At 61.9% G+C, this 14496-nt stretch carries 14 protein-coding genes; 6 read left to right on the top strand and 8 right to left on the bottom strand.

The window, feature by feature from the left end:
- Nucleotides 1-68: 68 nt before the first annotated feature.
- From PAF12_RS10375 to surE, 3 genes are all read right to left on the bottom strand, one after another.
- A complete protein-coding gene (locus PAF12_RS10375; RefSeq protein ID WP_271106858.1) occupies nt 69-1079 on the bottom strand; it encodes a M23 family metallopeptidase in 1011 nt (336 codons plus the stop codon).
- A gap of 65 nt (nt 1080-1144) precedes the next feature.
- Nucleotides 1145-1807 (bottom strand): protein-L-isoaspartate(D-aspartate) O-methyltransferase, encoded by a 663-nt coding sequence (locus PAF12_RS10370; protein ID WP_271106857.1) that lies wholly within the window; start codon nt 1805-1807, stop codon nt 1145-1147.
- Complete coding sequence (gene surE / locus PAF12_RS10365; protein WP_271106856.1) at nt 1807-2595, bottom strand: 5'/3'-nucleotidase SurE; 789 nt, start codon at nt 2593-2595, stop codon at nt 1807-1809. The genes PAF12_RS10370 and surE overlap by 1 nt, the downstream gene beginning before the upstream one ends.
- Before the next feature lie 135 nt (nt 2596-2730).
- Here surE and PAF12_RS10360 point away from each other — a divergent pair, with 135 nt between their 5' ends.
- The 6 genes from PAF12_RS10360 to PAF12_RS10335 all read left to right on the top strand — a co-directional run bounded on the left by PAF12_RS10360 (nt 2731) and on the right by PAF12_RS10335 (nt 8623).
- The gene (locus PAF12_RS10360) at nt 2731-3642 is read left to right on the top strand and encodes a sulfite exporter TauE/SafE family protein (RefSeq protein WP_271106855.1); all 912 of its coding nucleotides are present in this window, start codon (nt 2731-2733) and stop codon (nt 3640-3642) included.
- On the top strand, nt 3642-4502 hold the full coding sequence (locus tag PAF12_RS10355; RefSeq protein WP_271106854.1) for a TIGR02186 family protein: 861 nt from the start codon (nt 3642-3644) through the stop codon (nt 4500-4502). Before PAF12_RS10360 ends, PAF12_RS10355 begins: the two co-directional genes overlap by 1 nt.
- Before the next feature lie 41 nt (nt 4503-4543).
- Nucleotides 4544-6283, top strand: coding sequence for an ABC transporter ATP-binding protein (locus PAF12_RS10350; protein ID WP_271106853.1), 1740 nt, complete (start codon nt 4544-4546; stop codon nt 6281-6283).
- Nucleotides 6280-7002: a folate-binding protein YgfZ gene (locus PAF12_RS10345; RefSeq protein WP_271106852.1), complete on the top strand. Its 723-nt coding sequence runs from the start codon at nt 6280-6282 to the stop codon at nt 7000-7002. Before PAF12_RS10350 ends, PAF12_RS10345 begins: the two co-directional genes overlap by 4 nt.
- The gene (gene dinB, locus PAF12_RS10340; RefSeq protein WP_271106851.1) at nt 6999-8081 is read left to right on the top strand and encodes a DNA polymerase IV; all 1083 of its coding nucleotides are present in this window, start codon (nt 6999-7001) and stop codon (nt 8079-8081) included. The genes PAF12_RS10345 and dinB overlap by 4 nt, the downstream gene beginning before the upstream one ends.
- A 221-nt stretch (nt 8082-8302) precedes the next feature.
- Entirely contained in the window at nt 8303-8623 is a 321-nt protein-coding gene (locus PAF12_RS10335; protein ID WP_271106850.1) for a DUF6280 family protein, read from the top strand.
- A gap of 95 nt (nt 8624-8718) precedes the next feature.
- Here PAF12_RS10335 and PAF12_RS10330 read toward each other — a convergent pair whose 3' ends face one another.
- From PAF12_RS10330 to PAF12_RS10310, 5 genes are all read right to left on the bottom strand, one after another.
- A complete protein-coding gene (locus PAF12_RS10330; protein WP_271106849.1) occupies nt 8719-9627 on the bottom strand; it encodes a carbohydrate kinase in 909 nt (302 codons plus the stop codon).
- Nucleotides 9628-9645: 18 nt separating this feature from the next.
- Nucleotides 9646-10911: a zinc ribbon domain-containing protein gene (locus PAF12_RS10325; RefSeq protein WP_271106848.1), complete on the bottom strand. Its 1266-nt coding sequence runs from the start codon at nt 10909-10911 to the stop codon at nt 9646-9648.
- Between the two features lie 54 nt (nt 10912-10965).
- Nucleotides 10966-12108: an SPFH domain-containing protein gene (locus PAF12_RS10320; protein ID WP_271106847.1), complete on the bottom strand. Its 1143-nt coding sequence runs from the start codon at nt 12106-12108 to the stop codon at nt 10966-10968.
- 79 nt (nt 12109-12187) lie between these two features.
- A complete protein-coding gene (locus PAF12_RS10315; protein ID WP_271106846.1) occupies nt 12188-13255 on the bottom strand; it encodes a DUF2927 domain-containing protein in 1068 nt (355 codons plus the stop codon).
- Nucleotides 13255-14439 carry a toxic anion resistance protein gene (locus PAF12_RS10310; RefSeq protein WP_271106845.1) on the bottom strand — a complete coding sequence of 395 codons (1185 nt, stop codon included), beginning with the start codon at nt 14437-14439 and terminating at the stop codon, nt 13255-13257. The genes PAF12_RS10315 and PAF12_RS10310 overlap by 1 nt, the downstream gene beginning before the upstream one ends.
- Between the last annotated feature and the right edge of the window lie 57 nt (nt 14440-14496).

Raw genomic sequence — 14496 nt, 5'->3', positions numbered from 1 at the left:
CACGGGCTGGCAAACGGCGGCTAAACATGTTGCAGCGTTCTAAATGCGCAGCTGCCCGGAATGTCGCGTTACAGGTAGTCCTCTGGATCGACGCTTTCGAAGCCCTGACGCACCTCGAAATGCACTGAGCCAGACGATCCGGCAGTCCCGAGCTTCTGCCCGGCGCTGACCCGGTCGCCTTTCTGGACCGAAAGCTGCGACAGACCAGTGTAGACGGTCATCAACTCGCCCTCATGACGCACGACGATAATGGGAACACCGTTCGTGTCACGCGTGATCGCCGCAACCGAACCTGCGCCAGCGGCGCTGACATTGGTTCCCTGGGCCGCGGATATGTCGATGCCCTCATTTCGTCCCTTGCTGTAGGGCCGTATGATCGAGCCGGAGACCGGCATGCGGAACTGGCCGGAGCCCGATGCACTCGTCCGCGTCGATCCAAGGTCCGGCGTCTCCGGCTTCGCCGCCGGGGTGGAAGCAGGCGTGGTTTCCTCCTCCGGCAAGGGCTGTGACGCTGATGGAGGCGTGGGTGTCGGCGTGCCCTCGCCGGGGGCGGATGCGTCATCGACACCGGCGCTGCCGGTTCCGGGGATGTTCAGGGTTTGCCCGACCCGAAGCGTCATCTGCTCATCCAGCGTATTGGCTGCGGCAAGCTGCTGGATGGAAATCCCGTATTTGCGGGCGATCGACCAGCCGGTTTCACCGGCGACAACCCGATGCGTCCTTGCTGGGGTCGATGGGTTGCTGCTGGGCTGGCTGGCCGCACTGGAACTCGCACCCCCGCCGGGCACGTCAGGCGGGGCGACGCCCTGACCCGCGAAGGGATCGGTTACAACCTGCTGCGCGCCCGTTGCCGTGCCAGCGGCGGCAGTACCGCCACCGAGGCCCGGGAAGCGTGGAAAACTGCTGGCGCTGCCCTGCTGAGGCGCTGCGTTTGGCGGCGTGGCAGGTGACTGCTGTGCCGCGCCCTGATTGCCGTTGCCAAGCCCGAGATCCTGTTGAACCACCGGAAAGGCCTGACATCCCGCCAGCGCCGCCGTCAGGGATAACGCTGTGATGCCTTTGAAAACTGCTCTATCCATCCTGCATCCGTTTGTTCCGCCACGATATTGCCGGTTCACGCCGCGCCGCTGTCCGATCTGGCGGATCAACCTGGACCCAGCCCCTCGACCAGTGGCACGAAACGCACCTGACGCAGTTCGTGGTATTCAAAGCCTGCTTCCGTCCGGTTCACCCGGATCAGTGTCTGCACCGCATCGGACTGCCCGACCGGCACCACCATGATACCGCCGATTTTGAGCTGCGCCAAGAGCGGGCCGGGCGGGTCCTCGGCTGCGGCGGTGACGATTATGCGATCAAACGGGGCCTGTTCGGGCAGGCCGTGGCTGCCATCGCCAAGCCGCACCACGATATTTGACAGGCGCAGCCGTTGAAAAAGCGCATCGGCCTCGGTCACCAGCGGTCGGTGACGCTCGACGGTGTAGACCCGCCGACACAGTCCCGACAGGACCGCCGCCTGATAGCCGGAGCCAGTGCCGACCTCCAGCACTGTGTCGCGCGGCCCCGGCTCCAACGCCTGAGTCATCAGCCCGACGACGGAGGGCTGGCTGATGGTCTGCCCGCACTGGATCGGCAGCGGCGTGTCGTCATAGGCGCGGTCTTCGAAATGGCCGCGCACGAAATCGCCGCGGTCGATCCGCTCCATTGCCGCCAGGACACGCGGATCGGTCACGCCATGTGAACGCAGGTGAAAAAGAAAACGCATCTGCCGCTCGGCGAGGCTTTCCGCATTTTCTTCTTCGTCATTCATCAGGAAAGGGCCTCTTGCAGCCCTTCCAGCGATGCGTGGCAGGTCAGGTCCGCGCGCATCGGCGTGACGGAAATATAGCCTTCCATATTTGCGGTCACGTCACTGTTGGGCGTCGCTTTGGCATCCTGCGGCGCACCGCGAACCCAGAGGAAGCGCCTGCCATTCGGGGCAACGAATGGTTCGACCCCGAAGCCGACACCGTTGCGGCGGCCCTGCCGGGCGACGCGCAGCCCCTTCACGTCATTCCCCGGAAGTGCAGGGAAGTTGACGTTGTAGAAAAGCCTGAAATCCGCGTCGGAGGTCCAGTCGGCGTGATCCAGAAGCTTGCGGACCATTGCGGCACCATGTTGCCGCGAGGCCTCGAACGGGTCGTCCAGCCCGGCCAGTTCCGGCCCGAAATATTGGGAAAGTGCGATGGCGGGCAAACCTTGCAGCGCGGCTTCCATCGCGCCGCCGACCGTGCCTGAATAGACGGCGTTCTCGCCCGAGTTATTGCCGCGATTCACGCCGGACAGAACCAGATCGGGCGGGCAATCGCGCATGATGTCGAAAACCGCTGCCAATACGCAATCCGCCGGGCTGCCCTCGGCGGCGTAGCGTCGCTCGGCCAGCTTGGCGATCATTGTCGGGTGGGAGTAGGAGATGCAATGCCCGACGCCCGATTGCTCAAAGGCCGGGGCCACAACCCAGACCTCGCCGTCCGGGCCGGCCAGTTCTTTCGCAATATCTTCCGCCGCCGTCAGACCGGGAGCGTTTATTCCGTCGTCATTGGTGATGAGAATGCGCATGGAGCTTCCTTCCGTCTAGGCCCATGAATATCCCCCGTCAGATATGGCGGCAACCAGCCAAATTTAAGTAAATCGGCTTTGACCTTTGCTTATGAGTCTGTGTAGAGGGGAGTTAATCCGAACAGGCATCGACGCATGCAGATTTATCTTCCCATCGCCGAAGTGGCGGTGAATGCCTTTCTACTTATTGGGCTTGGCGGGATCGTCGGGCTTATGAGCGGCATGTTCGGTGTCGGCGGCGGTTTTCTTATCACGCCGCTTCTGTTTTTCATCGGCATTCCACCGGCCATTGCCGTTGCGACGGGGGCCAATCAGGTCGTCGCCTCCTCCGTCTCTGGCGTGCTTGGGCATGTCAAACGCCGAACCGTGGATTTCCGCATGGGCGGGGTGCTGCTGGTCGGCGGTCTGATCGGCTCTGCCCTGGGGGTTGAGGTTTTCAACCTTTTGCAGAAGGTCGGACAGGTCGAACTGGTTGTGCAGCTCAGCTACGTCATCATGCTTGGCGTCGTCGGCTCGATGATGTTTGCCGAAAGCCTGCGCGCGCTGCGCCGGACCCGTGCGGGGGCGCGGGCGAAACGGCGGCATCATGGTTGGATTCATGCGCTGCCGTTCCGGATGAAGTTCCGCACCTCCGGTCTTTATCTCAGCGTGATCCCGCCGCTGGTGGTGGGCATGCTGGTGGGCGTTCTGTCTGCGATGATGGGCGTTGGCGGCGGGTTCATCATGGTGCCGGCGATGATCTATCTGCTGGGCATGCCCACCAAGGTGGTGATCGGTACGTCCCTGTTTCAGATCACCTTCGTGACCGCGTTCACCACGCTGATGCATGCGGTCAATTATAACACCGTCGATGTGATGCTGGCCGTGCTGCTGATTATCGGCGGGGTGACGGGGGCGCAGATCGGCACACAGCTCGGCTCCCGCCTGCGGGCGGAGCAGCTTCGCATCCTTCTGGCTCTGGTGGTGTTGGGCGTGTGTGTGAAGCTGGCGATGGACCTGTTTCTGACGCCTGAAAACCTCTATTCGCTCACCCCGGGGATTATCTGATGCGGTGGCTGGCGAATATCCTTGCGTCGCTCTGGCTTGCGGTTTGCGCGGCGCTGCCTGTTGTGGCGCAGGAGGAAGAGGCGCCGATCATGTCCTTCCCCTCGCCCGAAACGACGCGGGGTGGTGAGCCTGCGCCGCCGCCGGAAGCGCGTGAGCAGGTTGTGGCGGGGATTTCCTCGGATGCTGTTTCCATTACGACCAGTTTCGATGGTTCGGAGATCATCATTTACGGCGCTGTCCGTCGCGAGACGCCGATTCCGGGCAGCAGCCTGCTGAACGTCATTGTGACCGTCGAAGGTCCGGGCCGCAGCGTCACCATTCGCCGCAAACAGCGCAAGCTTGGCATCTGGGTGAATACTGAAAGCGTTGTCGTGGGTACTGCGCCAAGTTTCTATTCCGTGGCCACTACCGGGGCGCTGCGGCTCATTCTGGACGAAGCGGAAGATGCCCGTTACCGGATTTCGATCCCGACCGCGATGCGCGCCTTTGCACGGCCCGTGAATGTGGATGATCCGGCGCATTTTACCGAAGCCATGATCAATCAGCGTCTGGCGGACGGCACCTATAATTTGCGTGAAAACGGCGTTCAGCTTGTCGAGGACACGCTGTTCCGCGCCGATTTCCGTCTGCCCGCGAATCTGATTGAGGGGACGTACAAGGTCCGCATCTTCCTCGTTCGTCAGGGCAAGGTGATCGACAGCTATTCCGCGCCGCTGGAGGTTCGCAAGGTCGGGCTTGAACGCTGGTTGTACCGGCTCGCTTTCGATCAGCCCCTGCTTTACGGTCTGATGTCGCTGTTTATCGCGGCGGCGGCTGGTTGGGGTGCGTCTGCGGCATTCAGGGCGCTGCAACGGAAATAGCGCGGCTTGCGGCCCGGCCTCTGCGCAGGCTAGATCAGCGCATGACGAAGGCACCTGACAGCAACCTGTTCAAGCGCATCTGGCGCGACTATCTGCGCGCGCACTGGCCGCGCATGGGTGTCGCGTTCTTTTTCATGGTGGTCGAGGGATCGACCCTCGCCGTGCTGAGCTGGATGCTGAAGCCTCTGTTTGATCGCGTCTTTGTCGGCGGCGACAGCGACGCGATGTGGTGGGTCGGCGGCATTATCTTTTCGCTGTTTCTGATCCGCGCCGTCACCTCCGTCATCAATCGCGGCATTCTGGTCTCCGTCCAGCAGGCCGTGGCGACGAAGATGCAGGTCGATCTGCTGGCCCATATCATGCGGCTGGACATGAAGTTCTTCCAGATGAACCCGCCCGGTGCGCTGATCGAACGGATACAGGGCGACACCAAGGCGGTGCAGAGCATCTGGCAGAGTTTCATCACCGGCGCGGGCCGCGACATCGTTTCGCTAGTGGCGCTGTTCTATGTTGCCGTGGCGATCGACCCGCAATGGACGATGGCGGCACTGATCGGGGCGCCGCTGCTGATCCTGCCGACGGTGATCGTGCAGCGCTATGTCAGGCGCAAGACGCGCGGCGCCAGGCAGAATGCCTCTGACCGGGCGACCCGCATTGACGAGGTTCTGCATGGGATCGGCACCGTTCGGCTGAACCGGATCGAGGATCGCCAGACCGCCCGCTTTGCGGAGATCGTGGGCCGTATCCGCCGCGCCGAGGTAAAAATCGCCGCGACCGGCGCGGTCGTTCCGGCGATGATCGACGTCGTGACCGGGCTGGGTTTTGTCGGTGTGCTGGCGCTCGGCGGGGCCGAAGTCACGAGCGGCGAGCGGACGGTCGGTGATTTCATGGCATTTTTCAGCGCGCTTTCGCTGGCCTTTCAGCCGCTGCGGCGTCTGGGCGGGCTGGCCGGGTCGTGGCAGATCGCGGCGGCGAGCCTTGAACGGATTTATCAGGTGTTCGATACGCAGCCGTCTATCGTCTCCGGCCCGCGGAAGCTGCCTCCGGCCACGACGCGGATCGAATTTGACGATGTTTTCCTCAGCTATGACGAAACCCAGGTGCTGCGCGGGCTGAGCTTTGTTGCGGAGGCGGGCCAGACCACGGCGCTTGTCGGGCCGTCCGGGGCGGGCAAAACGACCGTGTTCAATCTGCTCACCCGTATGGCCGATCCTGATCGGGGGACGATCATATTGGGCGATGCGGGGCTTTCGGAATATGATCTCGCGCTGCTGCGGGATCAGTTTTCCGTGGTGTCGCAAGACCCGGCGCTGTTTGATGAGACGATACGGGAGAATATCACGCTTGGACGGGATGCTGACGCCGCAGCCATCGCCCGCGCCACAGAAACCGCTCATGTGGACGAGTTTGTCGCGAACCTGCCCGCTGGCATCGACAGCCCGGCGGGAACGCGGGGTTCGGCCTTGTCTGGCGGTCAGCGGCAGCGGGTCGCCATTGCCCGCGCGGTGTTGCGGGACGCGCCGATCCTGCTGCTGGATGAGGCGACCTCCGCCTTGGATGCGGCATCTGAACGGCTGGTGCAACAGGCGCTCGACGCACTTTCGCAGGGGCGGACGACTTTGGTCATCGCACACCGGCTGTCGACCATTCGCAACGCGGACAAGATCGTGGTGCTGGAGGCCGGACGGGTTGTCGAACAGGGCAATCATGACCAGTTAATGCAGCAGGGCGGTGCTTATGCCGCGTTGGTTAAGCTGCAATTCGGGGAAACAGCGCGATGACAGAACGCCGACTGCTGCGCGTCACCGGACCGGAACGCGAAGATTTCCTGCAAGGGCTGGTCACGAATGATGTCCGCCGCGCGCCGGTTTATGCGGCGCTGCTGACGCCGCAGGGCAAATATCTGGCAGATTTCTTTATCATACCGGATGGGGACGGGTTTCTGCTGGATGTGGCGGCGGATCAGGCCGACGATCTGAAGCGCCGCCTGACGATGTACAAGCTGCGGGCGAAGGTTGCGATTGAGGATGATCCGCGTCAGGTGTCTCGCGGGCTTGGTCCTGCGCCGGAGGGGGCGATTGCCGATCCGCGCGATCCTGCTCTGGGCTGGCGCGGCTATGGGGTCGGCGAAAACGATAGCACGGATTGGGATGCTGTCCGGGTGGCGCATCTTGTGCCGCAGGCCGGGCTGGAGCTGGGGCCTGACAGCTATATTCTCGAAATGGGCTTTGAGCGGCTGAACGGCGTGGACTTCCGCAAGGGCTGCTATGTCGGTCAGGAAGTGACCGCCCGGATGAAGCACAAGACCGAGTTGAAAAAAGGCCTGCGCCGGGTTTTGCTGGAGGGCGAGGTGCCACCGGGCACGCCGATCCTGATGGGTGACGGGCGCGAGGCGGGAACGGTTTACACGCAGGCGGGCGGGCAGGGGGTTGCGTATCTGCGTTTCGACCGCATCGGTGAAGGGATGACTGCGGATGGCATTCCCGTCCGGGTGGAATGACCGGGAAGGACGAACCGCGCCGCATCGTCCATATCGATATGGACGCGTTTTATGCGTCCGTTGAGCAGCGTGATAATCCTGATCTCCGAGGAAAGCCGGTTGCCGTCGGCGGCGCGCGGCAACGTGGTGTTGTTGCGGCGGCCAGCTATGAGGCGCGGAAATTCGGCGTGCGCTCCGCCATGCCCTCGGTCACGGCGGCGCGGCGATGCCCGGATCTGATTTTCGTGAAGCCCCGGTTTGAGGTCTATCGCAGCGTCAGTCAGCAGATCCGTGCGATTTTCGCGCGGTATACGCCAATTATCGAGCCGCTCTCGCTCGACGAAGCCTATCTGGATCTGACCGGACGATTGCCTGAAGACGGTACGGCAACCGCGATGGCGGCGCAAATCCGCGCCGATATTCTGGCGGAAACCGGGCTGACGGCGAGTGCCGGTATCAGCTATTGCAAGTTTCTGGCGAAAATTGCTTCGGATCAGAACAAACCTAACGGACAATTCGTCATTCCGCCTGAGCGTGGGGCCGATTTCATCGCCGGTCTGCCCGTTCACAAATTTCATGGGGTAGGGCCTGCCACTGCGGCGAAGATGCGAAAGCTCGGGATTGAGACCGGGGCCGATTTGCGGGCGCAGAGCCTTGAATTCCTCGAGTCGAGGTTCGGGAAATCGGGATCGTGGTACTATTCCATTTCACGGGGGCAGGATAACCGTGAGGTCAAGCCAGACAGAATTCGCAAGTCCATCGGGGCCGAGACGACTTATTTCGACGATCTTCAGGCGCTTGCCGATGGGCAGGCTGCGCTTGAGCCGCTGGCAGATAAAGTGTGGCGGCATGTCGAGCGGAGCGAGTCGCAGGGGCGCACCGTCACGCTGAAAGTGAAGTTCTCCGATTTTCAGCAGATCACCCGCGCCCTGTCGCTGACGCGTCCGGTCGCAGATCGAAACGAGTTGCTAACAATTGCTCAGGGATTGCTGTCCGGCGTGATGCCTGACCCAAGGGGAGTGCGCCTGTTGGGTATCACGTTGTCAGGTCTTGCGCAAAAACCGGAAGTTTTTCTTGGTCAGCTTGATCTTTTTGACTAAAAGCACATCTATACGGAAACTCCAGCGGGGTTTGCTGTGTTTGTGATACATGGTGACGGTAAATTTATTGGATAGCCATGCCGCTGGTGCATGGCAGACATGACGTTAGCGTTATACCGAATCGGTGCTCGGTTGCGGTAAACGGTTCAACCACCGAAGAATCAAGCCCAGGCAAACGTCCCAGCGGGCGGATGGAAACATATTTGGTCAGGACGGTAAAGATGCAGGATTTTGTCGACGGTTCGGCATTCAATTTTGAACAAGGCCAGCGCGCGCGCAAATTATTCGCGGCGGTTGTTCTGGCGGCTTTGGATGATGCGATTGCAGATGACAAGAAATATGGCAACGGTCCGGAACAGATCGCACGCTGGGCGCGGTCGCGCGACGGTCGCGAGGTGCTTTCCTGCGCCGGTATCGACCCGAATGAGCGCGTGGTCAAAGGGCTGATGGAATTTGTTTCCAAGGGCGTTCGGACCTCCGTCGCGCTTTCGCGCGAGGAAAGCGAGCGGCGTCAGGCCGCCGAGGATGCGGAAGCCGCGTAAGCGACATCCTACGCCAACCGGCATTTTTCGGATTGGTCTGCTTGAGATGATGCCGCCCCCTCGGGGCGGCTTTTTTCGTGACGGATGATGCGGGTTTACAATTCACCGCGCCAAGGCGGATTGGCACCGGGACGGGACACTGTGACGGCTGCCGCCTGCGCCGCCAGATCAAGGGCGGTTCGCAGCGTCTCTTTACCGATATACTCCAGCGCGTCTTTCGTCAGCGCCCCTTCCTCTGAAAGGGCGGTCAGGAACCCCGCATTGAAGGTGTCGCCCGCCCCGATCGTATCCGCCACCTTGACCCGATCCGCCGGACGATTCACCGTTATATTCCGGTGTATCGCTGTCGCCCCCTCGGAACCGTGGGTGCGAAGGATCAGCTTGGGCCCGAGGTCGAGCAGTTGCGCCGCCGTGTCGGCAGGCGCATGGTCAGGGAAAAGCCACGCCGCATCTTCATCGGAGATCTTAACGATGTCCGCGATACGCATCAGCCCCTCCAATCGGTTGCGGGTGCTGCGATCATCATGGATCAGGCTGGGCCGGATATTTAGATCCATCATCAGGACCGCGCCATTTTCGGCTGCTCGGCGGGCGAGTTCCTCGACCGTCGCTCCGCAAGGCTCTTGGATCAGGCTGATCCCGCCGATGAACAGAGCCTCGACATTATCCGGCAGGGCGGGAATTTCGGCCGGATCGAACATGCGGCCTGCCGTGCCTTCGTCGTAAAAGCTGTAGCTGGCATGGCCGTCTGTGAGGAAGACAAAGGCGAGCGTCGTCGGGCGATCAACCGAAGGGCAGAGCGACATATCAACATCCGCTTGCTCCAGCGGGCCACGCAGCGCCGTTCCGAAATCATCGTTCGAGAGCGGCCAGAGATAGCCGGGCTTCGCACCGAGCCGCCCGAGCGCGACGGCGGTATTATAGACCGACCCGCCGGGCAGGGGCAGAAACGCCCCATCCTCGGGCACCATGTCAATCAGCGATTCACCGCAGCACAGGATCATCTGCCGCCTCCTCCCAGGTTAATATCCTTGGATAGTATACCCGCTATCCGCCGAAAACCCGTTGGCGCTAAATTCGATATATCCCGACTCCTGCGCGACATACAGGAAAATGGCCAGTGCGATCAGCGCGGCGATGATCGCGGCGGAAATCTTCCAGACCGACCACGGGCGTTCGCCCTGCACACGGCCCGATTGCCCGTTCACCACGAAGCGGAAGGATTTGCCGTTATATTTATAGGCCGCCGACCAGACGGGCAGCAGAATATGCTTGAATGTCTCGTTCGAATGCGCCGTCCTCAGCTGGTTGATGCGTTGTTCATCACCGCCGATATCGCGGCGAACATCCATTGCGATGACGGCTGCCATCTCTTGCCGTGCGACATCATGCCCGTCAGCAAGCGGGATGGTGTAGCCCTCTGCCTCGAACCCTTGAAGATACTGCGTGTTATAGGGGCGCAGATGGGACAAATCCCACGGCGTCAGCGCGTCGGTGATACGGCGGGGAAGGGCGGTTGAGGCCAACACCAGAACATCGTTGAACGCCCGACCGACGCGGCCTCGCACGCTGGTCCAGCGGGTTTTGCGGACCTGCTGCTGCACACGTCGTTGTTTGCCGTCGACCACCTGTGTGACCCAGCGGGTTTCGTAGTACCAGTCGCCCCGTGCGCCGGTATATTCTGACGCGGTTTCTGCATCGAAGGTCCAGAACGGCGAATAGACCCCGGCCATGCGCCGACCCTTCCGCGCGTATTCCACCAGCCCGGACGGCGCAAACCACAACCGGCCCAGCCAGTCATCAAGGGCGGCGCGCGCCTGATCCTCCGTTACCACGAATGGCACGATGCCCTGTGGCTTGATCTGCCGCGTCGACCCGGTGTCGGTGGCGACCGGGGTGGCGCAGAAGGGGCATTTCGTGGCGTGCTGATCGCTCGACAGATCAAACTTCGCCCCGCAATTGGGGCAGGAGAGCATCCGCATCTCCTGCGTGAGATCGCTGCTTGCGTCGAGGCGCAGCCCGGATTCCAGCGGCACCTCGCTGAGTTGCGGCACCTTCCGGCCCGCATCCCATTGCAGCGCCCGGCCCGTTGCCGGGTCGCGAAGCAATTCGCGGTCCCCGTCGGCACCTTCGCGTTTGGATCGGGCGGGTGCGCGGGCGGCACCCGGTCCGATCTGCTGGCTATGCCCGCAATAGGGGCATTTCAGTGACTGTTCACCGGGCGAAAAGGTCAGGCTCGCCCCGCATTGCTCACATGGATAGCGAAACTCGCTGGGTGGTGTGGGCATGGGATTATCCGGCGTCAGGGGCGTGGGCGATCACCACGCCCGGTGGCGGGGAGATCAGGATTTCGGCAGCGGCGGCGGCGCGATTGTGAAGAGCTGGGCCAACTCGTCCACCTCGTCGGCGGGCTTCCAGCCATCCTGACCGGCGGTCCAAACCAAGGTCTCACGGGTAAACTGTCCCTCTTTGACCATTCGCCCGATATCGCCCCTGCCGAACGGGCCGTCTGCTTCGCCGTTCAGCGCGACATGCCACAGTTTTTCGCTGGCCGGAGCGGGCAGGGGAGGCGGCAGCGCCGCGTTTTGCAATTGCGGCGAAGGCTGCTGCGGTTGTGCGGGGATCTGACCCCACGGTCCGCGCTGCGCCGCCATTCCCATGCCGATCGCGGCACCGAGACCTGCACCAAGGGCTGCGCCCGCGCCGCCGGTGTTCTTCGATGCGTTCAGCATCGCCTCCGCCTGCGCGTACTGACCGAAACGATCTATGTCGCCGATGATCCCCATAGAGGTACGCTTGTCCAGCATCGCCTCCACCTCATCGGGCAGGCTGACGTTTTCGATGTAGAATTCGGGGATGGTCAGGCCGTAACCCGCAATCGTGGGGGTGATCGCCTTGGCGACCATCTTGCCGAGTTGATCGGTGTTGGCGGCCATATCCAGCACCGGGATGCCGGAGGAGGCGATCATGCGGGAAAACTCCTGCACGATGATATTGCGCAGCTGGAAGGTGATTTCGTCGCTGGTGAATTCACCATCCGTCCCGACGATTTCGGACATGAACCTCGCGGGATCGGTGACCCGCATCGAGTAGGTGCCGAAAGCCCGGATGCGGACCGGGCCGAATTCCGGGTCGCGGGCAATGATCGGGTTCTTCGTTCCCCATTTCAGCCCGTTGAAGCGGGTGGTGTTGACGAAGTAGATTTCCGACTTGAACGGCGATTTGAAGCCGTGATCCCAATTCTGAAGCGTCGTCAGGATCGGCATATTGTTGGTTTCGAGCATGTACAGACCCGGCCCGAACACATCGGCGATCTGTCCCTCGTGGACGAAGACGGCGGCCTGCCCTTCCCGAACTGTCAGCTTCGCGCCGTATTTGATCGCGTTGCCGCGGCGCTCGAAACGCCAGACCATCGTGTCGCGGGTGTCGTCGGTCCATTCGATGATGTCGATGAACTCACCCGAGAGAAAGTCGAACAGGGCCATGTGGGTCTCCGTAGTTAATCTGCGGTTCAAAACCTTGGACGCGTGATCTGGTTCCTGCCGGACACGACTTGGTTATTGCTCAATTTACATATGACTTTACGAGTTCTCCCGCAATCTCGCGGATAATCGGCGTCGCGGTCTCGGCTGTCATTCCGGGGCGGAGCCGTGGGTCGTAAAGCATCTTCAGCAAGAGTTCGTCGTGATAGGTCAGCAGCGCGAATTCCTCGTCGTCGTTAAAGATCGACGGGCGGGCATCCGGGCTGTCATTGGCCAGACCCATACCTTGCGCCAGTTCCTCATGGATGCAGGAATTGCGCAGGCGGGGCGGCAATTCCGCGCGGATGATCGCAATTGCTTCCGTATAGACCGGGCTCGACCCCAGAGAATAGGCGAAGACAGTACAGTAATTCTGCGGCGGAAGGTTCTCGATCGCCTCGATATCCGCAGCAGGAATGCCGGGGACAACGGCTTCGAGCCGTGGTCCGATATTTCGGCGCTCATCCTCATTGAGGAAGAATACGGTGAAATTCCCCCCGGAAGGCGACACGGATATGTCGTGGCCGGTGATCGAGGTGAGCCTTTCGGCGAAGCTATGCACCTCCGCGCGGTCACGGGTACGGGTTGCCGGCGGTACTGACGCGCCGAATTCGGTCGCGATCCTGACGGGTTGGTTCCAGCGGCGCAAACGCGACGGGCTTGCCTTCGCGACCAGATCGGCACCGTTTCGGGTATATTCATCGAAAAGCGCGATATCGATGAAATTGCGCGTCAGTTCGGCGGCGCTTACCGGAATATCTGCGCCATTATCGCGGCGAAGCTGGCTGCGCGCGACGAGCATGTCCTCGACGCCTTCGAAATAGCCATGCATGGTACGGCTGGTTTCGGTATTCGCGGCACGCTGTGCGGCGCGCGCCTCCTGTTCGGCCCGCTCCGCCCTCGCCGCGCGAAGGGCTGAATTGGGGCGGGGCGGAGGTGGGTTGACGATGACGGGTTGAGGTTCCGCCACCGGCGCGGGGGGCGGCGGAGGTGACGGCTGTTCTGTCGGCGCGTTGTTACAGGCCGACAGGGCGAGCATCGCTGCAAACACGGCAGACCCCGACCGAAACAGCCGTGGAAAGCCGTGTCCGGTCGGGGCTGGTGAACGCATCACGTCTGCGGGGCCGCCTGATCAGTGACCTGGTTTTGCCTTGCACGGGAAGCGGAGAGTGTACGGCGCAGCTCATCTTCCATCTGCACCAGTTCCTCTTCCGCAGCGGCGCGGCGGGCTTTGCCCTCATCGGCAATGCGCAGGCTGTCCTCGATGGTGGCGATCAACTCGGCATTCGCGGTGCGAACCGATTCGATGTCGAAAACGCCGCGCTCCATTTCGGTGCGGACCTTGGCGTTGGCCTCGCGCAGATTGGCTGCGTTCGAGGTCAGGAGTTCATTGGTCAGGTCGGTCGCGTCCTTCACTGCCCCTGCGGCCTCGGTCGAGCGCTGGATCGTCACGGCCTGCGCAAGCTGGGTTTCCCAGAGCGGCACGGTGTTGACCAAGGTCGAATTGATCTTCGTGACCAGCGATTTGTCGTTTTCCTGCACCAGCCGGATCGACGGCAGCGATTGCATCGTCACCTGACGGGTCAGCTTGAGGTCGTGAACCCGGCGTTCCAGATCGTCGCGCATCGTGCGCAGGTCGCGCAGTTCCTGCGCCTCCATGACCTGCCCGTCAGAGGGGCTGGCCTGCACCTCCGCTTCCTTGGCCGGTATCACGTCCTCGTCAAGCTCACGAAGCTTCGCTTCGCCCGCTGCAATATAAAGGGCGAGTTCATCGTAGAAGTTCAGCGTCCGCTCGTAGAGCAGATCGAGAGATTTGATGTCCTTGAGCAACTGATGCTCGTGGTTCATCAGGTTTTCGGTGATCTTGTCGATCTGGCCCTGAACGTCTTCATAATTCGAGACGAAGCGCGCGAAAGGTGCGGAGCGGCCCAGCAGCTTTTCCCACCAACTCCGCTCGCGCCGAACGTCAAGCTCGCTGACCGAGAAGCCGCGGATCGTGGTGACGATGCTGCGCAAGGATTCGCCGGCCGGACCGACATCCTTGTTCTTCACGTCCGCAAGCATCTGCTGGCTGATCTCTTGCAACTCGGTTTGTGCGCCGCTGCCGAAATTCACGATGGAACCGGAATCGCGCAGGTTGATTTCGTTCATCCGGCGGCGAATTTCGTCCGCAACGGGAGCAGGCGCGGAATCGAGCGGGACCAGATCGGCCTGAGGCTCCGGCAGAACCACGGCTGTCACCTCCTCAACCTTGGTCTGCGTTTCGGCGGCGGCACGTTGTGTCTGGGTTGTCATGTTCTTTCTTCCTCGCGTGGGGCGCGGTCTGTTGCGGCGCAGAATAGGGCAAACTCA

Origin of the sequence: Paracoccus sp. SCSIO 75233, assembly GCF_027912675.1 — a bacterium.
Classification (GTDB): Bacteria; Pseudomonadota; Alphaproteobacteria; order Rhodobacterales; family Rhodobacteraceae; genus Paracoccus.
The sequence above is the reverse complement of the archived record's forward strand: the minus strand, read 5'-3'. Positions and strand labels throughout refer to the sequence as shown.